This window comes from Marinospirillum sp. (assembly GCF_035271045.1).
In the GTDB taxonomy this organism is placed as follows: domain Bacteria; phylum Pseudomonadota; class Gammaproteobacteria; order Pseudomonadales; family Halomonadaceae; genus Marinospirillum.
Genome location: NZ_DATESC010000002.1, coordinates 208,536 through 233,781, shown reverse-complemented (window position 1 = coordinate 233,781; position 25,246 = coordinate 208,536). Strand labels below are relative to the sequence as shown.

Here is a 25,246-nt window from a genome sequence, read left to right as displayed (position 1 = left end):
TGTTTGAATTATGATCAAACTTGGGGTTCATCCTAACTTTCAAAAAAAATACCCGCCAGTTTTAGCCATTGGAGGGCATGATCCTTCAGGTGGCGCTGGTATTATTGCAGATGCTCAAACTTTATTGGCTTTGGGTACTTGGCCATTAACACTTATTACTTGCCTTACTGCACAAAATACGCAGTTTATAAAGCAAGTAAGCTATCAGCCGATTGAAGCATTTCAACAGCAGCTAGAAACACTTCTAGCAGACTTTCAGCCTGCTGCCATTAAAGTAGGCGTGTTGGGTAATATGGCAATTCAAGAAACCCTTGCCAATCTATTAAAGCGTAACACCCAAACACCCGTCATTCTTGACCCAGTAATGGCCAGCACCAGTGGTACTGCGTTTAGCAACGCCGCATTATTGACTCATTTAAAAGAATGCATTATTCCTTTTTGTACCGTAATTACACCAAACTTACCAGAATTAGAACAGCTTGTTCCCGGTGAAAGCAGTATTGCTGCAAAAGCTGAACAGCTGCTTAAACTTGGCTGTAAAGCCGTTTTGGTGACAGGTACGCACAACCAAACACATACCGTAAAAAATCTACTTTTTAGTGAATCCAGTAACGAACCTACCGTAAATCGCTGGCAACGCTTAGAAGGTGAGTTTCATGGTTCAGGTTGCACGCTAGCATCTGCTTTAGCAGCATTGCTTGGACGCGGCGAGGATTTGGCAACCGCTTCAGTAAAAGCGCAGGATTACACTTGGCGAAGCTTAGAAAAAGCACTCAAATTAACCGAAGGACAGCTTTTACCCCTTAGACTGCAGGACACTAACCATGCTTAACCAACAATACTTGCGGGGTATTTATGCCATTACTGATGCAAACCTGCTGCCAGATGACACCCGCCTCCAAGAAGCTGCCGAAGCTGCCTTACGGGGTGGCATCAGGCTATTGCAATACCGTGATAAAACGGCCGATGCTAGCAAAGCGTTGCGCCAAACAAGAATGTTAGCTGATTTGTGCCTTAGTTATGAATGCCAACTTATTATCAATGATGACCCTAAACTGGCTAAAGCCTGTGAAGCCGCTGGCGTACATTTAGGGCAAAATGATGCTAATTTACGCCATGCCCGCCAGTTTTTAGGTCAACACGCCATTATCGGTAGCACCTGCCACAATAGCCTGCAGTTAGCAATAATAGCAGCAGAGCAAAGTGCAAACTACCTAGCTTTTGGACGTTTTTTCTCTTCAACCACTAAGCCTTATGCACCCGCCGCTAACCTAAGTATTTTTAAGCTAGCCGAACACCTTGGGCTACCAACCGTTGCGATTGGTGGTATTAGCCTAGAGCAAGCGCCTATTTTTGCTAAAGCAGGTGCATCCATGATTGCTGCTGCTGCAGGCGTTTTTGCTCAACCTTGCCCAGAAGAAGCCGTTCGTGCCTTGCGTAAAGCCTTTGAATCCACATTTCCTTTTCAACCTTATGAGGTTATTTATGACACGCTCAGCAGACCTATTTGAACGCGCCCAACAATTTATTCCTGGCGGTGTTAATTCACCAGTTCGTGCTTTTAAAAGCGTGGGTGGTAATCCTATTTTTATTAAACGCGCTGAAGGTGCTTATTTAATTGATGAAGATGACCAGCGTTATATTGATTATATTGGCTCTTGGGGGCCAATGATTACCGGTCATGCCGACAAAGATATTTTAGATGCGGTACGCAGCCGTTTAGACTTTGGGCTTTCTTATGGCGCACCTACGGCATTAGAAACTCAAATGGCTGAGCTGATTTGCGAACTCGTGCCTTCGATTGAGCGTGTGCGTATGGTGAGCTCAGGTACCGAAGCGACCATGAGTGCCATTCGCCTAGCCCGTGGTTACACAGGCCGTGATAAAATCGTTAAGTTTGAAGGTTGTTACCACGGACACAGCGACTCCTTGTTAGTTAAAGCCGGTTCTGGCGCTTTAACTTATGGCGTGCCTACTTCACCTGGTGTTCCTGCTGACTTAGCGCAGCACACGCTAACGCTGACGTATAACGATATCGAAGGTGTGCGCGAATGCTTTAAAGCCCTAGGCGACCAAATTGCCTGCATTATTGTTGAACCCGTTGCAGGCAATATGAACTGCATTCCGCCTCAAGCGGGCTTTTTAGACGTGCTGCGTAAAGTATGCACTGAGTCCGGTGCTTTGTTAATTTTTGACGAAGTAATGACTGGCTTTCGCGTAGCATTAGGCGGCGCTCAACAGCATTACAATGTAAAACCCGACTTAACCACGCTGGGTAAAATTGTTGGTGGTGGTTTGCCGGTGGGCGCTTTTGGTGGTAAAGCCGAATTTATGGATCAACTTTCGCCTTTAGGCCCTGTTTACCAAGCCGGCACGCTGTCAGGTAATCCGATTGCCATGACTGCTGGCTTAACGCTGCTGCAAAAAATTCGTACGCCTGATTTTCATAAACACCTTAGCAGCTATGCTGAACGTTTGTGCCGTGGCCTAGAAGAACAAGCCAAAGCAGCAGGCATTCCATTTATGACCCAACAGATTGGCGGTATGTTTGGTTTGTTTTTTACTGAACAATCAGCTGTGCATAACTTTGCTCAAGCAACGGCTTGTAACCTAGAACGCTTTAATGCTTTTTTTCATGCCATGTTAAAACAAGGCATTTACCTTGCACCTTCTGCTTATGAAGCCGGTTTTGTGTCGGCAGCACACCAAGAAGAAGAACTTCAAGCCACGTTAGTTGCAGCAGCAGCGGCTTTTGCCAGCTTAAAATAGCACTTATAAGACACTCATAAAAAAACGTATAAAAGAAACAAGGAGCCGCTCGTGAACGAGGCATTGGTCCAAGCACTAAAAAATCCAGCAAGCTACCCTCACCCTGTTGAGGAGGTGCTTGTACGTGAAACGCATATCTCTTGGGTTTTTTTAGCCGGCGAGTTTGCTTACAAGCTTAAAAAACCCGTCAACTTTGGCTTTCTTGACTATTCGACGCTAGAACAACGCAAACACTTTTGCGAGCTAGAGTTAACCCTTAACCAACGTATGGCCCCTGAGTTTTACTTAAATGTCCTGCCGCTTTCTGGCAATGCAAAAGCACCTAGCTTTGATGACCCAAGCGCTCCTTTTGAATATTTGCTAAAAATGCGCCGTTTTGATGATTCTAAATTATTGAATGCACTCCAGCAGCGTGGCGAATTAAAAGAACAACACCTAATACAACTAGCAGAACAACTGGCTGATTTTCACACTAAGCTTGCACCAGGTTTACCGCCGGATGATTTAGGCACACCTGCAGCTATTTGGTTTCCGGCACAACAAAACTTTGACCAGATTCGTGAATTGCTGGTTGATGACCCAGAAAGTTTAAAGCAAGTTCAGCTTTTAGAAGACTGGTCAAAAGATACGTTTTCACGCCATGAAAAAACCTTTGCACAGCGCCTAGCTGATGGCTTTGTGCGCGAATGCCACGGTGACTTGCACTTAGGTAATACCACGCTTTGGAAAGGAAAAGTGGTTGCTTTTGATTGCATTGAATTCAACGATGCATTTCGTTGGTGTGATGTAATCAGCGATCTAGCTTTTTTAATTATGGATTTAGAAGACCGTGGCCTAAAAGACATGGCTCAAATCACCCTAAACCATTACCTAGAACAAACCGGCGATTACGAAGGTTTAGAACTGCTGTGCTTTTATAAAGTTTACCGGGCTTTAGTTCGTGCCAAAGTTAACCTGTTCCGCCTAGCCCAACCGGGCTTAGATGACGAAGATAAAGCCAGTGTGATGCGCCAATACCGCAGCTATACCGACCTAGCCGAAAGCTACATTGAGTTTCATTCGCCTTATTTACTGATTACCCACGGCTTTTCAGGCAGTGGTAAAAGTACCTTAACCACAAGTGTTGTCAGAGAACTAGGTGGTATTCGTATTCGTTCCGACATTGAGCGCAAGCGTTTGTTTGGCTTAAAACCTGAAGAAAGTAGTTATTCCAATGAATTAACCAGTGGAATTTATACGCCAAAAGCCAGTGAACAAACCTATAACCGCTTAACGCAATTAGCTAATAGCGTGTTGCGATCTTGCTTCCCCGTCACACTAGACGCCACTAATTTAAGAAAAAATCAACGCGATCAGCTTCATGCAGTGGCTGAGAACTTAGGTTTAACCTCTTTAATTATTTCGTTAACGGCAGATAAAGCAACGTTACGCCGCCGTTTAACCAAGCGTATTCAAGACGGTGAAAAAGTAGCGGAAGCTGATTTACTCGTCCTAGAGCACCAATTAGCTAATCACGACCCTTTAACCACCGAAGAGCTAACCCGTGCGGTTACTGTAGATACTGACGCGCCTGCTGCTAGCCAAATACTGGTGAAGCTGATTCGGGATCACCTGCGTTTAGAGGAATAAGCAATAAACTAGCCAAACTGAAATTTTAAACATAATGCTTGTATTTACTTTAAAATTGCATTAAATAACTTGGTCTTTTTCGCTCGGTAGCTACCGAATACAGGACGACTACTACGCCACGAGGCAAAGCTATGTCAAAGAGTAAGCCAGAAAACATGAATGAAAACCAAAGCTTTACACCCTACCAGCAAGCAGAGGGTGAAGAGTACATGAGTAGCGAGCAACGCGATCATTTCCGTAAAATTTTAAATAATTGGAAACAAGAGCTGCTTGATGAAGTGGATCGTACCGTTAAAAACCTTAAAGAAGAGGCTTCTAACTTTGCTGATCCGGCTGACCGTGCCACTCAAGAAGAAGAATTTAGCCTAGAGCTAAGAACCCGTGATAGAGAGCGCAAGTTAATTAAAAAAATTAACGAAACGCTAGTCAGTATTGAAGAAGGCGATTACGGCTACTGCGAAGCTTGTGGTATTGATATTGGTATTCGCCGCCTTGAAGCACGCCCAACAGCAACCATGTGTGTTGACTGTAAAAGCCTAGCAGAAATTAAAGAAAAGCAAATTGGTGGCTAAATAACCTGAATTAATCCTGTGCTCTTGTTAGGTTTTTATTGTTAAAACCCATGCAAGAGCACTTAACTGTTGTTACTATCCTGACCATTATTTAATCAAAATAACCATACGCCTTTATTAAACCCTTCTTAATTTATCCAATCTTGCGAGGTCGAATTACGCCGATGTATGCCTACCGACTCGTCCTACTACTGGTCACTCTTGGTTATTTCTTTTCGCCTTGGCTTCTACAACCTTGGAGCAATAGTGACTGGTATAAACCTTTTCTTTTTTGGGCTGGACTAATCGCTGCAACGCTTTGGCTAGAACAAAAACGTCGACTTGAGCTATTAGAATAATATGAGCTTTACGCTGACCCAAATATTCACGCTAGGTGTTGGCTACCTTTCCATTCTTTTTGCTTGTGCTTGGATTGTTGAAAAAGGTTGGCTACCACAAAAATTAGTTAAACACCCTTTCGTTTATGTGCTGGCATTAGGTGTTTATGCCAGTGCTTGGGCATTTTATGGCTCATTCGGTTTGGCTAATCAATATGGCTATGGTTATTTAACTTATTACCTAGGCATCGCGGGTATTTTTGTTTTAGCCCCGCTGCTGCTGTCGCCGCTGTTGCGCCTTGCACGTACTTATCAACTGTCATCACTCGCCGATTTATTGGCTTTTAGGTACCGCAGCCGCTGGGTAGGAATGCTGGTTACACTAGGGCTATTGTTTGGCAGTATGCCGCTGCTTGCCCTGCAAATTCAGGCCATTGGTGATGTGATTCATCTACTCACCAACGAATCTTCACCCTATCAATTAGCCTTTGTATTTTGTGCCGTCATTACCTTATTTGCCATTTTATTTGGCGCGCGGCACATCTCTTTAAGAGAGCGCCACGAAAGTCTATTGTTTGCCATCGCTTTTGAATCCCTTGTTAAGCTGATTGCATTTTTAGCCTTAGGTGGCTTTACACTGTATAGCGTTTTTGGTGGTTTTAACGGTTTAGAAAACTGGCTAGCAACGCACAACGCAACCCTTACCGCTGCAATGCAGCCGTTAGAAAACAACCAATGGCGCACGCTGCTATTAATTTTTTTTGCTACCGCGCTAACTATGCCGCACATTTTCCACATTATTTTTACTGAAAACCCCTCCGAAGAAGCCATGATGCAATCTAGCTGGATGCTGCCCATTTTTTTACTGCTGCTAGCTTTGCCTGTGCCAGTAATTTATTGGGGACACCAAGCATTAGGCAGTAGCTTACCGATTGAATATGCAACACTTTCGTTAGGTGGCTATTGGGGTTTGGTATCTTTTATTATGGGTTTAGCAGCAGCCAGTGGCACTATTATTGTGATGACATTGGCATTAGCACCGATGGTACTTAATCACTTGGTGCTAGCGGTTTATCAACCACCTGCTGATTTTGATATTTATTTTTGGCTAGTAAGAATGCGCCGCTTGCTGATTGGCTCATTAATTTTTATCGCTTATCTAGTCTATTTAGTTGTCAGTATTGAACATGACCTAGCCACCTTAGGGTTATCAGCCTTTATTGCCACGCTACAATTTTTACCCGGTACGTTGGCGCTTTTATACTGGCCGATTGCCAATCGTAAAGGACTATTAACGGGTTTATCAGCAGGTTTTTTAGTGTGGAGTATTGGTTTAGGTTTTCCTTTGCTATTAAGCATCGATCAAATTACTTTTTTTGGTCTTACCCTAGCATTACAAGGTATTAATGATTGGCACAACATTACGCTGATAGCCACTACGTCTAATATCCTGCTATTTATTCTAGTTTCTCTACTAACAAAAATAAGTGAAGAAGAAAAAGCTGGCGCTTTAGCCTGCTCACAAGATGCTTTATTTTTTCCTAAACGCCTGCAATTACAAGCCAAAGACAGCAATGACTTAATTCGTCTTTTAAGTATTCCATTAGGGCAGGAAACCGCACAGCGAGAAGTAAATCGAGTGATGACAGAGTTAAATATCAGCTCATCCGATACTCGCCCCTATACGCTGCGCCGCTTACGGGGACAAATTCAAGCCAATTTATCTGGCTTAATGGGATCTGCTGTTGCCCAAGAGTTAGTCGACCGTTATTTACCGTGGCAAAGCCAAGATCAGCCAACAGAAAATGACATTCACATTATTGAGCGCCACTTAGAAGATTACCGTTCGCGCTTAACAGGTATGGCAAGAGAACTGGATAAATTACGCCGCCATCACCGCCAAACTTTAATGTACTTACCCGTTGGTATTTGTACTTTAGGCAGCGATCAAGAAGTTTTAATGTGGAATCGTGCCATGGAAGACTTAACCCTTATTACTAGCGATCAAGTCATTGGCTCAAAAATTCGTCACCTACCCGCACCTTGGAATGAACTGCTTAATAATTTCCTTGAAGGCTCGGTATCACAAGCCTATCGCCAACCTTTACAAAACAACAATGGCAGCACTGCATGGTTAAGCCTACATAAAGCACAGCAAGACGATCCAGCAGCACTGATGGGCGGTACGATTTTACTGGTAGAAGACCAAAGCAGTTTAAAACTATTAGAAGATGAGTTACTACACAATGAACGCTTAGCTTCAATCGGTCGCTTAGCCGCTGGGGTCGCGCATGAAATTGGTAATCCTGTTACAGGCATTTCTTCTTTGGCACAGAATCTTTATTACGATGCTGAAGAGCCTGAAGTCGTTAAAGAAACCAGTCAATACATTTTACAACTCACCAAACGCATTACTAGCATTGTGCAATCTTTAGTTAATTTTGCTCATGCAGGACGGCACAGCGACAGCCTTAAATTTGAGTTGATTAACTTACGTGGTGCCGTGCAAGAAGCAATTAGCTTAATTTCACTCAGCCATAAAGGCAGTAATCGGATTTATGAAAACTTTTGCCCAGCAACGCTTTACGTCACAGGTGACACGCAGCGCCTCGTACAAATTTTCGTCAATTTAATTGCCAATGCCTGTGATGCAACTTTGGATGGTGGCAAAATTTTATGTACCGCTCACCAAGAAGAGAAAGAAGTAGTTTTTGAAGTTCACGATGATGGTGAAGGCATTTCCCCACAACACCTCGAGCATTTGTTTGAACCTTTTTACACTACCAAACAAGTGGGTGATGGTACAGGGTTGGGGCTGGCGCTGGTTTATAGTATTGTCGAAGAGCATGATGGACAAATTCAAGCCCTTAGCCCTAGCCCAGAATTCAAAAAAGGCAGCTGTTTTCGCTGCCGTTTTCCATTACCTAGCAGCGATTTAACTTATCAGGAGCCATTAAGCAACAATGAGCAAAATACTGATCGTTGAAGATGAAGGCATTATTCGTTCTGCGCTAAGGCGACTACTGGAGCGTAACGGATTTCAAATTACTGAAGCAGGCACAGTTCCTGAAGCACGCCAAGCGCTGGCAGCACAAAGTTTTGATTTGATTATTAGTGATTTACGCCTCCCCGGTGAAGCCGGCACTGAATTAATTAACCAAGCGACTCCCGTGTTAATTATGACCAGCTATGCCAGTTTACGCTCAGCAGTGGAGGCGATGAAACAAGGCGCAGTGGATTACATTGCCAAGCCTTTTGACCATGATGAAATGCTCTCAGCGGTCAACCATATTCTTAATCAGCATCGCCGCCAACAAGACCCACCACCTGCTACAATTCTTAATGAGGTAACCGAATCTGCTGCTGGCTTACAAGGCATGATTGGTGAAAGCCCTGCTATGCAAGCCGTATTCCAACAGATTAAAAAAATAGCACCTTTTAATACACGGGTACTTATTTTAGGTGAGTCGGGTACGGGTAAAGAATTGGTTGCACGCGCTTTGCATAACCTTAGCCCACGCAAAAAAGCACCTTTAATTAGTGTAAACTGTGCCGCTATTCCTGAAACCTTAATAGAGTCTGAATTATTTGGGCATGAAAAGGGTGCATTTACTGGTGCAAATACCAGTCGTAATGGTCTTGTAGAAGCAGCGGATGGTGGTAGTTTATTTTTAGATGAAATCGGTGAGTTGCCCCTTGAAGCTCAAGCCCGTCTATTAAGAGTGCTACAAGAAGGTGAAATTCGGCGCTTAGGCTCGGTTGAATCCAGAAAAGTTAATATTCGGCTTATTGCAGCCACGCATCGTAATATTAAAGACCTCGTTGACCAAGGTAAATTTCGTCTTGATCTTTACTATCGCCTAAATGTCATTGAACTAGAACTACCCTGCTTAGCTGAACGCGAAGATGATATTTTACTGATAGCCGACAGCCTGCTTAAAACTTGTTGTGAACGCATAGGTAAACCTTCAGCACGTTTTTCGAAATCAGCACGCAATGCTTTACTCGCTTACTCTTGGCCAGGTAACGTACGCGAATTAGAAAATCGTGTTGAAAGGGCCGTTATTTTAGCAGATGACCTACTGCTTCAAGCCGAAGACTTAGAGCTACCACAAGCCATTCAGCCACCTAGAAAGGTCAATTTTGTTAGCGCAACCCATTACGCAGTCACGGCAAAAACGACCGTACAGCCTATCGGTGAACCCTCGGCCGATCATTTAGATTCGGCACACCTACCCACAGACGACCTATCACTCGAAGATTACTTTGTACGCTTTGTTCAAGAAAATGAAGACCAGATGAGCGAGACAGAACTGGCTAAAAAGCTCGGTATTTCTAGAAAATGCTTATGGGAAAGACGGCAGCGGTTAAACATTCCTAAACGTAAAATAACGGCTTCACGCTAGCACTTTAACGGCCTTTTTAGCTTAGCAATTGGATTTCACTTTTAGGTGTTACCGTTACACCCACCCACCCACTTGAAACCGTAAAAAAATAGGTAACACTTTTGGTGCAAATAAATAAAAATAACATAAAAAAAATATAACCAATTGATTATTAAAGATTTTTTAAAATATGGCACACATATCGCTTTAAGCATAAGCAAGAAAAACAAAAACACCGGCGTCAGCCTCTCAGAAAAAACAATAACAATACTGAGTCTGACCGAACCAACGTCCCAAAAATAAAAACAACTAGGCAGTTTGGTGAATGACCAGCGCACTAGCCACCATAAAAACAATAAATGGCACAGTAGCTTAAAAGCATTAACAATAACAACAATAGCTAAGGTCTCCGGTCTTCAGCGAAAACTGATGTAAAAAGGTAAAAATAAAAATAATGCCTATTGCGTCCAAAGGGTGAACAAAAACAATAAACACCCTAGAAAAAGTCCAAGCTGAGGCTAAATTGTTTTGAATACGAGATGGTCTACCCTCACAACTAAGAACAAGAATAAAAACAAAAATAAGGCTGGGTTGGCGATTTGGTGACTGTGGTACGTGTTCAGGGCGATCTAGAACCTTCACCCTAAAATAAAGAATGGATTCGTAAAATATCAATCGATAAAAGAGGAAGGCGTAAGCCTTCCTCTTTTTTTACGCTTTTGTTTTGCTAAATAAACCCATTCATACTTTGCCCTGCTTCACGGGTCAGTTAAACTGCTGCATCTTTCTTTTGCGCCACGGGTCAAAATGATTAAAGGAATTACCAGCTATATTAAAACTCGCATGAATAAGCAGGCTGTAGTAAAGGCACCTAAACTACAAATACTGCCCCGTTCACAGCATCCCATTTCACGCAGCGAAATACATGAAGGCGCACTCAAAGTCCTTTATCGCCTCAATCAAAGTGGCTTTCAGGCCTATCTTGTGGGTGGCTGTATTCGTGATCGACTGTTAGGTAAAACGCCTAAAGACTTCGACATTGCTACCGATGCCACGCCCGAAGAAGTTACTGAACTCTTTCGTAATGCACGCATGATTGGGCGACGTTTTCGCATTGTTCACGTGCGTTTTGGACGTGAAATTATTGAAGTGACTACTTTTAGAGGCAAAACTCAAGAAGCAACAGATAAACGCATTAAGCAAAGTGATGAAGGAATGCTGCTGCGCGATAACGTCTGGGGCAGCATTGAAGAAGATGCCATCAGGCGTGACTTTACGATTAATGCACTCTATTACAATATAAAAGACCACTCAGTTTACGATTATACCGGCGGTTTAACTGATCTAAAAAATAAAATGCTACGCTTAATTGGTGATCCAGCCACGCGTTACCGTGAAGACCCGGTACGGATGCTGCGAGCCATACGTTTTGCAGCCAAGCTTGATTTCAAGTTAGAAGCAGCCACCGAAGCCCCTATTTATGAGCAAGCCAACCTTTTATTACAGGTTGCGCCCGCACGTATGTTTGACGAAGTGCTTAAATTGTTTTTATCAGGTCATGGCTTAACTACGTTTCAACTATTACGGCACTATGGTTTATTTGCTTTTCTTTTTCCTGCTAGCCATGAAGCATTTAAAACCAACCCCGTTGCTTTGGTGGTAGTTGAGCAAGCAATGGCCAATACTGATTTACGAATTAGTGAAGGCCGCCCTGTTACACCGGCCTTTTTATACGCCGCTTTATTATGGCCAGGTTTAGAACACATTTTTAATGATTTACAAAATAATGGCGTACCTGCTTTTCCTGCTATGCAACAAGCAGGTAATCGACTGCTACAAAGGCAAAACCAGCACATTACCATTCCCAAGCGCTTTGCTTTTCCAATGCGTGAAATTTGGGACTTACAACTAAAACTACCGCAACGCCAAGGTAAAAAAGCTTGGGTGCTGCTGCAAACACCACGCTTTCGTGCTGCTTACGACTTTTTACTATTACGTGAAATGGCGGGTGAAGCAACGGATGGTGCTGGGGCTTGGTGGACAGCTTTTCAAGAGGCCAATGAAGATGAACAGCATAAGTTAATCACTTCTTTGGGGCGTAGTCCTGTTAAGAAATCAGGCAGCAGAAAACGCAAACTGCGCCGCCATAAACCAGCGCCTACTAACTAATTAGGAAGATTTTAATGGCTAAAGCTTGGATAGGGCTAGGCAGTAATCTAGAAAACCCCAGCCAACAAATAACGGATGCTTTTACAGAACTGGATGCGCTGCCTAAGACACAAGTAGTACGCCGCTCCAGTTTATGGCAAAGCAAACCTTTTGGGCCTCAAGATCAACCTGATTTTATTAATGCCGTTGCAGAAATAGCAACCAATTTAACACCGTTAGCATTATTAGTAGCGCTTCAAAACATAGAAAACTTGCATCAACGTAAACGCGAAAGGCACTGGGGGCCACGCACCCTAGACTTAGACCTACTTACTTATGAGCAAGTAGTGCTAAACACTGAAAAGCTTACACTGCCTCACCCTGGCATTGCTGAACGGGCTTTTGTACTTTGTCCGTTGGCTGAGTTAGATGAAAACTTAATGCTGCCCAACTTGGGTAAGGTTAAGCAATTAATTCAACAACTTGGCAAGCAAGCTTGCAATGAAGTGTTACCAGTCGAAGCAAAAGTTACCACAAGGTTTTGACTTTTAAGTTACCAGGAGTAACAATCGTTTTTTCGTGCTTGGAATGCGCGTTACAAGCTAGCATTTCATCTTACTAATTTACTTAAAAAAGGGAGCAGTCGATGAACGCTGTGACCATCAACACCTTGAGAGAGTTAAAAGAATCAGGCGAGAAATTCAGTGTTCTTACCTGCTATGACTCTACTTTTTCGACCCGAATTAATGAAGCAGGCGTTGAGGTTATGCTGGTGGGTGACTCCCTAGGCATGGTTTTACAAGGCCATGACTCAACCCTACCGGTTACAGTTGCCGACATTGTTTACCACACCCAAGCAGTGAAGCGCGGCAATCAGCACGCCTTAATCATGGCTGACTTGCCTTTTATGTCAGACCCTAATACTGAAACCTTGCTAGAAAACTCAGCTGCACTGATGCGAGCAGGTGCTCACATGGTTAAAATTGAAGGCGATGCTTGGTTGGCTGAAAGCATTACTAAACTGACTCAGCGCGGCGTTCCAGTGTGTGCTCACCTAGGTTTAACCCCACAAATGGTTAATCAAATGGGCGGCTATAAAGTGCAAGGCCGTGGAGAAGCAGGAAAAATGCTGGTTGAAACAGCTGTGTTATTAGAAGCAGCAGGTGCATCCGTTATTTTATTAGAATGCGTGCCGAGTGATCTTGGTGAAGCAGTCACTCAAGCCGTTAAATGCCCAGTCATTGGCATAGGTGCGGGGCCAAAAACCGATGGTCAAGTGCTAGTTTTACATGACATTCTAGGCATAACCGTTGGTAAAACAGCTAAGTTTGTGAAAAACTTTATGCAAGAGGCTAATTCTATTCCTGCCGCACTGGCTGCTTATCATCAGGCCGTCAAATCAGGTGCTTTCCCAGCAGAGGAACATTGTTTTAAATGAGTACAACGCTAAAAACTATCAGCCAAGTTGATGCGCTACGCCAACAACTAGCCACCTATCGACGTGAAGAAAAAACTATCGCACTGGTACCCACTATGGGTAATTTACACCAAGGGCATTTGTGCTTAATTGAAGAAGCAAAAAACCATGCAGACGTAGTGGTTGCAACTATTTTTGTCAACCCACTTCAGTTTACACCCGGTGAAGATTACGAAAGCTATCCTCGCACGCTAGCAGCAGACCAAGCGATGTTAACTGATGCAGGCTGCGACTTACTGTTCACACCCAGCATTGAAGCGGTTTACCCTAACGGCCAAGAAAACCAAACTCGCATTCTTGTTCCCGTGGTTAGTGAAGGCTTGTGTAGCCAAAAAAGACCGGGGCATTTTGATGGTGTTGCTACCGTTGTTACTAAGCTATTTAACTTTGTGCAACCCGATGTTGCTTGCTTTGGACAAAAAGATTACCAACAAGTAGCTGTTATTCGTAAGCTGATTGAAGACTTATCTTTTACTATTAAAATTATTGAAGTCCCTACGCACAGAACGCCCGAAGGTTTAGCCCTTTCTTCACGTAATGGCTACCTAACACCTGAACAGCTGAAAAAAGCATCGTCACTGTATGCTGTACTTAAAAATATGGCATCGGCGTTAGCCGCAGGTAATACACATTTTCATGAGTTAACTCACACAGCACGCGCGCGCTTAGCCGAACAAGGTTTTGCGCCTGAGTATGTTGAAATACGCAACCTAGATTTAAGCTCTGCAAGCCCAAATGCTAAAAGCTGGGTTATTCTTATTGCTGCAAGGCTGGGTAAAGCCCGCCTTATTGATAATCTTATTGTTCAGCGGGACAGTAATTAAATAAACGAGGTAAGACTAAGCAATGCAAACCATTCTACTCAAAGCCAAACTCCATCAAGCCAGAGTCACTCATGCAGTGCTTGAATATGAGGGTTCTTGCGCCATAGATGGTAATCTACTCGACATGGCTGGTATGCATGAATACGAGCAAATTCAAATTTATAACCTTGATAACGGTAAGCGGTTCACCACTTACATTATTCGTGGCGAAGAAGGCAGCGGCATTATCTCGGTAAATGGCGCAGCAGCATATATGGCTGATGTAGGTGACCGTGTGATTATTTGTGCTTATGCTAATTATTCAGAAGAAGAGCGCCTAAAACATAAACCTGCTTTAATTTACATCACCGATGGCAATGCAGTTAGCCATACCAGTGATGCAATACCCGTTCAGGTTTCTTAAAACCTAACTATCAAGGCAGCCTAGGCTGCCTTTTTTTATGCTACTACTTATAAGCAATAGGCAAGTCACTTAGCTTCTGGTACATTTTTAACTTTAGTAATCAATAATATTGATTGTATCTTGCCTCGTTGAGGCTAATTAGGAGAATTAAAATGCAAGACGTTGTTATTGTAGCGGCAGGTCGTACTGCTATTGGTGGTTTTGGTGGTTCACTTGCGAATGTTCCGGCTCACGAGTTAGGCGCAACCGTTATTAAAGGATTATTAGAGCAGTCAGGCATTAAGGCAGACCAAATTGACGAAGTTATTTTGGGTCAAGTTTTAACCGCAGGCTGTGGTCAAAACCCTGCGCGCCAAGCTGTCATTGCTGCTGGCTTACCTGAAACCATTTCAGCCATGACTATTAATAAAGTATGTGGTTCAGGTCTTAAAGCGCTTCACCTAGCGACTCAAGCCATTCGTTGTGGCGATGCAGACATTATTATTGCTGGCGGCCAAGAAAACATGAGTGCCTCACCACACATTCTGCCAAACTCACGCAACGGTCAACGTATGGGCCCTTGGACAGCGCAAGACACTATGGTTGTAGATGGTTTGTGGGATGCGTTTAATGATTATCACATGGGTATCACCACTGAAAATATCGTTGATCAATTCAACATCAGCCGTGAAGACCAAGACATTTTTGCTGCTGCATCGCAAACTAAAGCGTCTAAAGCGGTTGCTGATGGCCGTTTTAAAGATGAAATCTTCCCCGTCTCTATTCCGCAGCGCAAAGGCGACCCCGTTGTTTTTGATACCGACGAAGGCCCACGCAATGTTACTGCTGAAAAGCTTGGTACTATGCGCCCTGCATTTAAAAAAGATGGCACAGTAACGGCGGGTAATGCTTCTTCAATTAACGACGGCGCAGCAGCAGTGATTCTTTGCTCGGCCAAAAAAGCTGAAGAATTAGGCTTAAAAGTATTAGCACGCATTAAGGCTTACGCTTCTGCGGGTGTTGATCCAAAAATCATGGGTACTGGTCCAATTCCTTCTACACGTTTATGCCTAGAAAAAGCAGGCTGGGACATTAGTGACCTAGACTTAATCGAAGCTAACGAAGCTTTTGCTGCACAAGCTTTATGCGTTAACCGTGAGCTAGGTTGGGATACTAACAAGGTAAACGTTAATGGTGGTGCCATTGCTTTAGGTCACCCAATTGGTGCTTCCGGTTGCCGTATATTGGTTTCTTTAGTACACGAAATGGTTAAGCAAGATGCTAAAAAAGGCCTAGCCACGCTTTGTATTGGTGGTGGTCAGGGTGTTGCTTTAGCGATTGAGCGTTAATTTTTACATAATCAATAAGCATTAAAAAACCCCGCAGCTTATTAATAAACTGCGGGGGTTTTATTGGCAAAGAAAACCGTTCTAAAAAAACGTTCTAAAAAACAGTTACAGCTTTAAGTTTTCAAAGAAGTTCTTCACGCCATCAAAAAAATTATTTCTTTTGGGTGAATGTTTTTCAGCTTGGGTATCTTCATGGAACTGACGTAAAATATCTTTTTGGGCATCACTTAGGTTTACGGGTGTTTCTAGCACTACACGGCACAATAAATCGCCCTGTGCGCCACCACGTACTTGTTTAACGCCTTTGCCACGCAAGCGAAACAACTTGCCGGTTTGTGTTTCGGCAGGAATTTTAAGCTTAACACGGCCTTCTAAGGTAGGAACTTCAAGCTCACCACCCAAGGTTGCGTCAACAAAACTAACCGGTACTTCACAATGTAAGTCAGCACCATCGCGCTCAAAAATGGGGTGAGGGCGCACGTTAATTTGCACATAAAGATCGCCTGTTGGACCACCTTTACGACCCGCTTCACCTTCACCAGAAAGACGAATACGGTCATCAGTATCAACACCTGCAGGAATTTTCACTTCCAAAGTTTTGGTGTTTTGCACACGGCCTTCGCCATGACACTTCTTACAAGGGTTACTGATAGACTGACCCGAACCACGGCAAGTCGGACACGTTTGCTGAAAGGCGATAAAGCCTTGCTGCATTCTTACCTGACCTGCACCACCACACGTAGGGCAAGTTTTAACCTGCCCATCGGCTGAACCTGTACCGTTACAAGGGTCACACTCAGTCAACGTTGGTACTTTAATTTTTACACTGGTTCCCTTCACTGCTTCTTCTAAATCTAAGTCAAGCTGATAGCGCAGGTCTGAACCTCGCTGTGCGCCACTGCGACCGCCACGACCTGAATTGCCAGAAAAAATATCGCCAAATACATCGCCCATATTGCCAAACATATCGCCAAAAGGACTCGCGCCACCAAAACCGCCGCCACCCATTTGTTGATCAACACCGGCATGACCATGATGGTCGTAAGCAGCCCGTTTTTGTTCGTCGGATAAAACTTCATAAGCTTCAGTGGCTTCTTTAAACTTATCTTCGGCTGCTGGGTCATCCGAGTTGCGATCTGGATGGTATTTCATGGCCAGACGACGGTAGGCTTTTTTAATTTCTTTTTCGTCAGCCTCGCGCTCTACACCTAGGACTTCGTAATAATCACGTTTTGCCATGGTTTTATCACCGCCTGTTTCAACCATCGTATAAAGACAACGCGGGAAAGGCTCCCGCGTTGTCTGTTATGTTTACTGCTTCAGTTACCAGAAAACTTATTTTTTATCGTCTTCTTTAGTATCTTTGGCTTCTTTCACTTCTTCAAACTCTGCATCCACTGCATCATCAGGGCTTTTATTAGCAGCATTCGCCTCAGCACCTTCTGTTGTTGCAGCATCTTCAGCTTGCATTTTTTGAACTAAGTTACCAGAAGCTTCGGTTAATGCCTGAATTTTAGCATCAATGGCTTCTTTGTCATCGCCTTTCATTGCTGCTTCTAGCTCAGTAACCGCTATTTCAATAGCGTCTTTATCCGCTGCATCTACTTTGTCAGCAGCATCGGTTAGCATTTTACGCGTCGCATGAATCATGCCGTCCGCTTGATTGCGTACTTGAACCATTTCTTCAAATTTCTTATCTTCAGCCGCATGAGTTTCAGCATCACGAACCATTTGTTCGACTTCTTCATCTGACAAACCAGAAGACGCTTTAATAACCACCGACTGCTCTTTGCCCGTTGCCTTATCTTTAGCTGATACGTTCAAAATACCGTTGGCATCTAAGTCAAAAGTTACTTCAATTTGTGGCAAGCCACGCTGTGAAGGTGGGATGTCTGCCAAGTCAAAGCGGCCTAATGATTTATTCTGTGTTGCTTGCTTACGTTCACCTTGCAACACATGAATGGTTACTGCGCTTTGATTATCTTCAGCGGTAGAGAAAACCTGTGATTTTTTAGTAGGAATCGTGGTGTTCTTCTCGATCAAAGAAGTCATCACGCCGCCCATCGTTTCAATACCTAGCGTCAGCGGTGTTACGTCAAGCAGTAGAACGTCTTTTACATCACCAGAAAGTACCGCACCTTGAATGGCAGCACCAACAGCGACCGCTTCATCTGGGTTAACGTCTTTACGGGCTTCTTTACCAAAAAACTCAGCAACTTTAGCTTGCACCAATGGCATACGAATTTGGCCACCGACCAAGATAATGTCATCAATTTTGCTAACGTCTAAACCGGCATCTTTGAGTGCAATGCGGCAAGGTGCTAGTGAACGCTCTACTAAATCTTCAACCAAAGACTCTAATTTAGCACGCGTCACTTTTATATTAAGGTGTTTAGGGCCACTGGCATCAGCGGTAATATAAGGTAGGTTTACATCGGTTTGCTGTGCAGAAGAAAGCTCAATTTTAGCTTTTTCAGCGGCTTCTTTTAAACGCTGCATGGCTAAAGGATCACCCTTTAAATCCATCGCATTTTCTTTTTTGAATTCTTCGGCTAAGTAGTTGATTAGACGAATATCAAAATCTTCACCACCTAAGAAAGTGTCGCCGTTGGTTGCTAAAACTTCAAACTGGGTTTCGCCATCAACGTCAGCAATTTCAATAATAGAAATATCAAAAGTACCGCCACCCAAGTCAAATACAGCGATGGTTTTATCACCGCGTGACTTATCCATACCATAAGCAAGTGCTGCTGCGGTTGGTTCGTTAATAATACGTTTAACTTCTAAACCAGCAATGCGACCGGCATCTTTAGTGGCTTGACGCTGGCTGTCGTTAAAGTAAGCAGGCACTGTAATAACCGCTTCGGTAACTTCTTCACCTAAGTAGTCTTCTGCCGTTGCTTTCATTTTCTTTAATACTTCAGCAGAAATCTGTGGCGGCGCCATTTTTTTGCCGTTTACTTCAACCCAAGCATCGTTGTTATCGGCTTTAACAATTTTGTAAGGCACCATTTTGATGTCTTTTTGAACCACTTCTTCATCAAAACGACGACCGATTAAACGCTTAATTGCGTAAAGGGTGTTGTGTGGATTAGTCACTGCTTGGCGCTTAGCGCTTTGACCGACTAAAATCTCGCCATCTTCTGTGTAAGCAATAATTGAAGGCGTTGTGCGTCCACCTTCTGCATTTTCAATCACTTTAGGCTTGTCACCGTCTAATACAGCAATGCATGAGTTAGTAGTACCTAAATCAATGCCTATAATGCGACCCATATTTATTTCTCCAAAAGTAGGTTCAATTCGCTTGTCTAGTTAATGTGTGCTAATTGGCGTTATTTCAAGCCGTCTCATTAACTTTTTTTGGTTCACCGCCCGTAGCCACAACCACCATCGCAGGACGCAGCAAGCGTTCATTTAAAGAATAGCCTTTTTGCAACACATCCATCACTGCATTGGCTGGCAAAGAAGGGTTAGGTACCATACTCATGGCTTCATGGTATTGAGGATCAAAAATTTGCCCAAGCGGATCAAGTTGTTTAATTTGAAACTTACCCAAAGTAGCTAAAAATAGCCGTAAGGTCATTTCTACACCTTCTTTTTGAGCGTCTGCAACACCCGATAAAGCTTCAGTGGCTTTGTCTAAACTATCAACAACAGGGAGCAATTCACGCGCAAATTTTTCGAGTGCAAACTTGTGTGCTTTTTCTACGTCGGCTTCTGCACGACGCCTTGTATTTTGTGCATCAGCAGAAGCACGTAACATTTGATCGCGAGCAGAAGCGATTTCTTGCTGCAAAACTTCGATTTGAGCAGATAAGCTAACAACGGTCTCTTCTGGACTTAGATTATTAGGCTGCTCAACATCGGCATTAATTAAATCTTGCAACTCGCCTTCAATTTGCTCTTGAATTTCTTCTTGCTTGCTCATATCTAACTCCGTAAACCGGATGCGTTAAGCACCCTTGCGTTAATTCATGCTGAACTGATTAGGTTACAGATAAATGGGGGCAGGCTAACAAAATTTCAAGAAAGAATTTCTAACATCCGAGCGGGAGAAATATCATAGTTTTTTAACAAAACCTCTATCTCTTCTCGTAAGACGATATCTGGATCAATAACAGGTTTCTTTTTATCAAGCTTTAATAGCTCTTCACGAAACTGCCTTTCAAGCTCGTCATGTAAACTTATTTTTTGCCGGTAATAGTCTGGCAAGCCATTTGGCTTCAAGTGCTTCACCTCTAAAGTTTTAGTTATAAAATTCGAGTAATTACTTAATAGTCAGCCTTGTAAACTACTATAAATCAAGCTTAGTAGCTGTACTTACGGTCAACAAAAATAGAAAAAATAATTAAATGCTTATTAGTCGTATAGCTAATTATTGTTAGTTCTCAACATGGATCACACTTTTTACTTTACAACCTCTGTTATTCTAAAGCCAATTTCGCCGTATTCAATGGAAAATTTCTGATGAAACAGATTAATACACTTCGACATAAAATTATTCAGCTTCTACAACGCCTTGAATTTTTCAAGGACTTTAATAATACAGATGTAACCCTGCTAGTTGAAGGGAAAGGTATGATCGTCCTTGCAGAAGTAGGAGAATACATCATTAAAGAAGGAAGTGTAGATCCTACTTTGTACATACCATTAAGCGGTGAACTAGAAGTACGCGTTACCAACGAAGCAGGCAAAGAAATTGCCATCGCCAAAGTGCCACCTGGCGAAACCATTGGTGAGGCAGCATTTATAACCGACAGTCCCAGAACAGCCAATGTAGTAGCTTTAAAGCAAACCCTTCTATTTCGCTGTAGCCGTTCAGCACTTAAAACACTCGCCCCTTCAGCGCGTGAAAAAATTAAAGATCAAATTATCCTAAAATTAATTGAGCGTTTGCATCAGAAAAATATAGAGCTTAGTAACCGCAGCTAATTGACACTAGACAAAACACTTTAAGAGTATTTTTTATGCCCACTAAAATCACACAATTTATCAACAACAAAGCCTTTATTAAAGGTCAATGGGTTGCTGCTCAAAGCAATAAGCATTATGACTTATTTAACCCTGCCAATGGTGAACTACTTGCCAAAGTGCCTTCAATGAACGGTGTTGATGCCGAGCAAGCCATTGCAGCGGCCAACGCTGCCTTGCCGGCTTGGAGGCAGCGTACAGCTAAAGACCGTAGCCAAATTTTGCGACGCTGGTTTGATTTAATCATGCAGCATCAAAACGAACTCGCCTTCATTATGACCCAAGAGCAAGGTAAACCTTTAGCCGAAGCCAAGGGTGAAATAGCTTATGCTGCCTCCTTTGTTGAATGGTTTGCTGAAGAAGCCAAGCGTATTGATGGTGAAGTGCTACAAGGTCATCAACCCGATAAACGCATTTTAGTATTAAAGCAGCCGGTAGGGGTGGTTGCCGCTATTACACCGTGGAATTTTCCAGCAGCAATGATTACCAGAAAAGCCGCACCAGCACTGGCTGCAGGTTGTACGCTGATACTAAAGCCTGCACCACAAACGCCGTTATCAGCATTAGCTTTAGCGCAACTGGCCGAACAAGCAGGTGTTCCAGCAGGCGTATTCAATATAGTGACAGCCGACGTAAATGATGCACGCAGCGTGGGCGAAGTACTAACCGCCAGCCCAATTGTGCGTAAACTATCCTTTACTGGCTCAACAGCAATCGGGATTCACTTGATGCAAGCCTGTGCGCCCACGCTTAAAAAATTATCGCTAGAACTGGGTGGCAACGCGCCCTTTATTGTTTTTGATGATGCCGACCTAGACGCAGCAGTTGAAGGCGCGATTATTTCTAAATACCGTAATGCTGGACAAACGTGTGTTTGTGCTAATCGTATTTATGTTCAAGCAGGCGTTTATGCTGCTTTTGCAGAAAAATTTACGGCCGCTGTTGCCAAGTTAAAAGTAGGTTCTGGCTTAGAAGCAGGCACAGAAATTGGCCCTTTAATTGACCAAGCTGCGGTTGAAAAAGTTGAACGGCATTTACAAGATGCGTTAGCAAAAGGCGGCAAACTATTACTAGGCGGCAAACGCCACGCTTTAGGCGCAAGCTTTTTTGAACCCACAATCATTTCTGGTGCAACGCAAGCGATGCTAGTTGCCAAGGAAGAAACTTTTGGGCCGCTAGCACCACTGTTTAGTTTTACTGATGAAAATGAAGTCATAGAGCTGGCAAATGCAACGGAATATGGCCTGGCAGCTTATTTTTATGCACGGGATTTATCGCGTGTTTGGAAAGTAGCCGAAACGCTTGAATATGGCATGATAGGCATTAACACGGGGCTAATTTCTACCGAAGTAGCACCTTTTGGCGGCATTAAATCATCAGGGCTAGGGCGTGAAGGTTCACGCCACGGCATTGATGAATACTTAGAAATGAAATACCTTTGCATGAGTGTCTAAACAATTAAAAAAGTATTCAATAAAAAAATATTTAGTTGCTTGGTAAAGTACGAATACGCCCTTTATCATCCAACGCAACCATAACAAAAGTGGCCTCAGTCACCTTATATAGGCTATTGGGGTCTTTTTCGTTGGGTGGTAAAATCCACACTTCAATATTAATCTTCATCGAGCTAGTGCCGGTTTCTAATAGCTGCGAATGCACTTGCACCAAACTGCCTAAGCGAACAGGGCAAAGAAAGTCCATGCTCGTTAATGCAACCGTAGCGGTGCGCCCTTTGGCTAAGCGTGCGGCGGCTAACTCTGCTGCCTGCTCCATTTGTGAGACGACCCAACCTGCCGAAATATCACCGTGTAGGTTGGTGTCTTTAGGTGTCGCCACTAACTTTAAACTTAACTGCCCTTCTGGGCCGGGAGTATCTTCTAAATCATCATGGTCAATCATGCTTGCATCCGTCTCTTTTGTCATTATTGTTCGCAGTTGCGATATAGAAAAATTTTACCTGCAATGGATAAGAAAGCAAATTGTTTAAGCATTTAATACACTACTGACATTGGCTGAGCTTTAGCGCTAAACTTGAATGCATTTAATTTCACTTCTAAATTGGCACGCAAATATGAAAAAAATAAGGCTTTTAATCGTTGATGATGCTAAGTTCATTCGTGACTTGGTACAAAAAACATTACGAAATGAATACCCTTCAATGGAAATCACTGAAGCCGTTGATGGACGTAAAGCACAATCAATTTTACAAAATAACAGTTTTGATTTGATTCTTTGTGATTGGGAAATGCCCGAAATGAGTGGCATCGAATTATTGCAATGGGTACGCTGCCAAGAAAACTTAAAAGAACAACCTTTTGTATTGGTCACTAGCTTAGATCAAAAAGAAAACGTAGTAGAAGCACTGCAAGCCGGCGTAAATGACTATATTACCAAGCCTTTTACACCTGAACAGCTAATGAACAAAGTTATGAAGCAGCTAATTAAGTCTGGCTGTGTTACCCGTGAAGAAGCCATGAGTATGGGGCGTAGTAAAGAACGTATATCTGCTGCGGGTGGCGCAGAGTTATTAGCGGGTGGCAACCCTTTATTGGCACAAGTAAAAGTACGCTCAACCGCTACACCTAAACGCAAAGGCCCTTTTGGTAAAGCGCTGCTGCTAACGGGTGAAGAACGTATGACTGTTATTATTCGTGATATTAACCCACAAGAAGCCCTACTGTTAGGTAAACTAAGTGAAGGTCGGCCCAACCTAACCGAAGAAATAACCCTAGGCATTGCTGCAGGCAGTGAAGACAATGCGGTTAAGGTCACGGTTAAAGCTTACGTTTCTAGCCTACAGCTAACGGAACGCAATCCAGAAAGTGACAAGTTCAATTTGCGAGTACAGTTTTTACCCCAAGAGGCTGAAACTGAAGCTAAATTTAACAAAGTGCTAGCACTGCTGCTTTAAATAAGATAATCAATAACCAGCAAAATAAATAGCAACATACCTGCATAGTGGTTATTCAAAAATGCGCGTAGGCAAGGCCCACGGTGGCGTTTACGAATTAACCACTGTTGCCACACAAAAAAACCTGCCATACCTACTAAGCCTAGGTAAAAAATAACACCACGTTCAAAAGCTATGCCTGCCAAAGCCAGCAGCAGTAAAGTGAATAACTGTAAGATAGCTATCGCTAAACGGTCGTATTGTCCAAAAAATACCGCGGTTGATTTAACGCCAATTTTTAGGTCATCCTCTCTATCTTCCATCGCATAAGCTGTATCATAACCCACCGTCCAAACCAAATTAGCCAAAAAAACCAGCCATAGCGCAGGCGGCAAAGCATTGCTTTGTGCGGCAAAAGCCATTGGAATTGCCCAAGAGAAAGCAGCACCTAATACCACTTGTGGAAAGTGGGTATAACGCTTCATAAACGGATAAATGGCTGCTAACAACAAAGCCACGGGCGCTAACACAATTGTTAATACGTTAGTAAATAGCGTTAAAAAAAACGCAATGAAGATTAATCCAAAAAATAAGATTAAAGCTTCTTTAGCGGTTACCTTGCCAGTCGCTAAAGGGCGCGTGCAGGTTCGCTGCACATGGCCATCCACTTTGCGATCAGCAAAATCATTAATCACACAACCTGCTGAGCGCATTAACACCACACCCACCACAAAAATCAGCAGCACTTTAATGTCTGGCATACCCTCTGCCGCAAACCACAGCGCCCAAAGCGTAGGCCACAAAACAAGGTAAGTACCAATGGGGCGGTTTAAACGGGTTAGATCAACAAAAGCGGGAAGGCGTTGATACCAAGGCATCATAATTTAGGCACTCCAGATAAAAGTAACTGTTTAGCCATAGGGTGTAAAAAATGTTCAGCAACTAGCAAGCGTAAATGCTGGTCAGAAAAACAAGAAGCACGGCCCCACAAACTAGGCACTGACAGCTGATTAGGCGCACAAAATACCAAGGCTTCACGCTTAACTAATGGGTTATTAAACAAGATATGGCCTAAAGCATTATTGCCAACTTGCGTAAGGCGACGTTGTAAAATACCGTGTGAATCTAAAGGCAAAACAGACCGCGCAAAGACCCAAGGCTCATCATCGACCTCTAATAAAACCTGACGCACCCAAGCACGCTGCTTGAGACAACCTAACAAAGCGAGTTCATTATTATGCGGACACAGCACAGCCTCATTTAAAACCCTGACCCGAAAACTTTGCTTAGTGTGGCTTTTTAAGCGCAGCGTCAGCGACCCTTTCTCTTGTAGCCAACTACGCCAAGCACCTGCTGGAGCGCCTGTTAAATGGGCACTTGGCTGCCAATGTACCGCTGCGGTATTGGGCAGGTGTGCGACTGAAGCTTTAGCTAAATTGATTAATGGCATAAAAAAACAAAGGTGCTTTTTGGTCTATATCTATAAAGGTTACAAATTCTACCACAAGGGAAGCACCCGACTATTAAATCGAT

Annotated in this window: 23 protein-coding genes; 16 read left to right on the top strand and 7 right to left on the bottom strand. The window is 43.3% G+C overall.

Annotation, left to right across the window (positions count from 1 at the left end; all coding sequences use genetic code 11):
* Positions 1–10: 10 nt before the first annotated feature.
* The 13 genes from VJY63_RS01995 (at position 11) to VJY63_RS01935 (ending at position 15,852) form a co-directional block, all read left to right on the top strand.
* The gene (locus VJY63_RS01995; protein ID WP_324048055.1) at positions 11–832 is read left to right on the top strand and encodes a hydroxymethylpyrimidine/phosphomethylpyrimidine kinase; all 822 of its coding nucleotides are present in this window, start codon (positions 11–13) and stop codon (positions 830–832) included.
* Complete coding sequence (gene thiE, locus VJY63_RS01990; protein ID WP_324048054.1) at positions 825–1,511, top strand: thiamine phosphate synthase; 687 nt, start codon at positions 825–827, stop codon at positions 1,509–1,511. Before VJY63_RS01995 ends, thiE begins: the two co-directional genes overlap by 8 nt.
* Positions 1,486–2,769, top strand: coding sequence for a glutamate-1-semialdehyde 2,1-aminomutase (gene hemL, locus VJY63_RS01985; protein WP_324048053.1), 1,284 nt, complete (start codon positions 1,486–1,488; stop codon positions 2,767–2,769). Before thiE ends, hemL begins: the two co-directional genes overlap by 26 nt.
* Positions 2,770–2,820: 51 nt before the next feature.
* Positions 2,821–4,398 (top strand): AAA family ATPase, encoded by a 1,578-nt coding sequence (locus tag VJY63_RS01980; RefSeq protein WP_324048052.1) that lies wholly within the window; start codon positions 2,821–2,823, stop codon positions 4,396–4,398.
* A gap of 131 nt (positions 4,399–4,529) precedes the next feature.
* Positions 4,530–4,970 carry an RNA polymerase-binding protein DksA gene (gene dksA / locus VJY63_RS01975; protein ID WP_324048051.1) on the top strand — a complete coding sequence of 147 codons (441 nt, stop codon included), beginning with the start codon at positions 4,530–4,532 and terminating at the stop codon, positions 4,968–4,970.
* 339 nt (positions 4,971–5,309) lie between these two features.
* On the top strand, positions 5,310–8,273 hold the full coding sequence (locus tag VJY63_RS01970; protein WP_324048050.1) for an ATP-binding protein: 2,964 nt from the start codon (positions 5,310–5,312) through the stop codon (positions 8,271–8,273).
* On the top strand, positions 8,251–9,693 hold the full coding sequence (locus VJY63_RS01965) for a sigma-54 dependent transcriptional regulator (RefSeq protein WP_324048049.1): 1,443 nt from the start codon (positions 8,251–8,253) through the stop codon (positions 9,691–9,693). Before VJY63_RS01970 ends, VJY63_RS01965 begins: the two co-directional genes overlap by 23 nt.
* 786 nt (positions 9,694–10,479) lie before the next feature.
* On the top strand, positions 10,480–11,841 hold the full coding sequence (pcnB, locus tag VJY63_RS01960) for a polynucleotide adenylyltransferase PcnB (RefSeq protein ID WP_414674798.1): 1,362 nt from the start codon (positions 10,480–10,482) through the stop codon (positions 11,839–11,841).
* 14 nt (positions 11,842–11,855) lie between these two features.
* On the top strand, positions 11,856–12,365 hold the full coding sequence (gene folK, locus VJY63_RS01955) for a 2-amino-4-hydroxy-6-hydroxymethyldihydropteridine diphosphokinase (RefSeq protein ID WP_324048048.1): 510 nt from the start codon (positions 11,856–11,858) through the stop codon (positions 12,363–12,365).
* A 101-nt stretch (positions 12,366–12,466) separates the two neighbouring features.
* Positions 12,467–13,258: a 3-methyl-2-oxobutanoate hydroxymethyltransferase gene (panB, locus tag VJY63_RS01950; protein WP_324048047.1), complete on the top strand. Its 792-nt coding sequence runs from the start codon at positions 12,467–12,469 to the stop codon at positions 13,256–13,258.
* Positions 13,255–14,121: a pantoate--beta-alanine ligase gene (gene panC / locus VJY63_RS01945; RefSeq protein ID WP_324048046.1), complete on the top strand. Its 867-nt coding sequence runs from the start codon at positions 13,255–13,257 to the stop codon at positions 14,119–14,121. The genes panB and panC overlap by 4 nt, the downstream gene beginning before the upstream one ends.
* A gap of 22 nt (positions 14,122–14,143) precedes the next feature.
* On the top strand, positions 14,144–14,524 hold the full coding sequence (gene panD / locus VJY63_RS01940) for an aspartate 1-decarboxylase (RefSeq protein WP_324048045.1): 381 nt from the start codon (positions 14,144–14,146) through the stop codon (positions 14,522–14,524).
* 152 nt (positions 14,525–14,676) lie between these two features.
* Entirely contained in the window at positions 14,677–15,852 is a 1,176-nt protein-coding gene (locus VJY63_RS01935; RefSeq protein WP_324048044.1) for an acetyl-CoA C-acetyltransferase, read from the top strand.
* A gap of 105 nt (positions 15,853–15,957) precedes the next feature.
* On the opposite strand, the gene dnaJ is transcribed toward VJY63_RS01935, so the two are convergent.
* From dnaJ to VJY63_RS01915, 4 genes are all read right to left on the bottom strand, one after another.
* Positions 15,958–17,091, bottom strand: coding sequence for a molecular chaperone DnaJ (dnaJ, locus tag VJY63_RS01930; RefSeq protein ID WP_324048043.1), 1,134 nt, complete (start codon positions 17,089–17,091; stop codon positions 15,958–15,960).
* A gap of 96 nt (positions 17,092–17,187) precedes the next feature.
* Positions 17,188–19,125, bottom strand: a complete 1,938-nt coding sequence (dnaK, locus tag VJY63_RS01925) for a molecular chaperone DnaK (RefSeq protein ID WP_324048042.1) — start codon at positions 19,123–19,125, stop codon at positions 17,188–17,190.
* Positions 19,126–19,189: 64 nt separating this feature from the next.
* The gene (grpE, locus tag VJY63_RS01920; protein WP_324048041.1) at positions 19,190–19,780 is read right to left on the bottom strand and encodes a nucleotide exchange factor GrpE; all 591 of its coding nucleotides are present in this window, start codon (positions 19,778–19,780) and stop codon (positions 19,190–19,192) included.
* Positions 19,781–19,875: 95 nt separating this feature from the next.
* Positions 19,876–20,079: a hypothetical protein gene (locus tag VJY63_RS01915; RefSeq protein ID WP_324048040.1), complete on the bottom strand. Its 204-nt coding sequence runs from the start codon at positions 20,077–20,079 to the stop codon at positions 19,876–19,878.
* Between the two features lie 240 nt (positions 20,080–20,319).
* Here VJY63_RS01915 and VJY63_RS01910 point away from each other — a divergent pair, with 240 nt between their 5' ends.
* Together VJY63_RS01910 and VJY63_RS01905 are read left to right on the top strand one after the other, a co-directional pair.
* A complete protein-coding gene (locus tag VJY63_RS01910) occupies positions 20,320–20,784 on the top strand; it encodes a cyclic nucleotide-binding domain-containing protein (RefSeq protein ID WP_324048039.1) in 465 nt (154 codons plus the stop codon).
* A 35-nt stretch (positions 20,785–20,819) separates the two neighbouring features.
* Positions 20,820–22,277: an NAD-dependent succinate-semialdehyde dehydrogenase gene (locus VJY63_RS01905; RefSeq protein WP_324048038.1), complete on the top strand. Its 1,458-nt coding sequence runs from the start codon at positions 20,820–20,822 to the stop codon at positions 22,275–22,277.
* A 31-nt stretch (positions 22,278–22,308) separates the two neighbouring features.
* On the opposite strand, the gene VJY63_RS01900 is transcribed toward VJY63_RS01905, so the two are convergent.
* Positions 22,309–22,746 carry an acyl-CoA thioesterase gene (locus VJY63_RS01900; protein WP_324048037.1) on the bottom strand — a complete coding sequence of 146 codons (438 nt, stop codon included), beginning with the start codon at positions 22,744–22,746 and terminating at the stop codon, positions 22,309–22,311.
* A 148-nt stretch (positions 22,747–22,894) separates the two neighbouring features.
* On the opposite strand from VJY63_RS01900, the gene VJY63_RS01895 reads away from it, so the two are divergent.
* Positions 22,895–23,734: a response regulator gene (locus VJY63_RS01895; RefSeq protein WP_324048036.1), complete on the top strand. Its 840-nt coding sequence runs from the start codon at positions 22,895–22,897 to the stop codon at positions 23,732–23,734.
* Here the strand turns inward: VJY63_RS01895 and ubiA are convergent.
* On the bottom strand, positions 23,731–24,594 hold the full coding sequence (gene ubiA, locus VJY63_RS01890) for a 4-hydroxybenzoate octaprenyltransferase (protein WP_324048035.1): 864 nt from the start codon (positions 24,592–24,594) through the stop codon (positions 23,731–23,733). The two genes, VJY63_RS01895 and ubiA, sit on opposite strands and share 4 nt — an antisense overlap.
* Entirely contained in the window at positions 24,591–25,163 is a 573-nt protein-coding gene (locus VJY63_RS01885) for a chorismate--pyruvate lyase family protein (protein ID WP_324048034.1), read from the bottom strand. Before VJY63_RS01885 ends, ubiA begins: the two co-directional genes overlap by 4 nt.
* Positions 25,164–25,246: the final 83 nt, after the last annotated feature.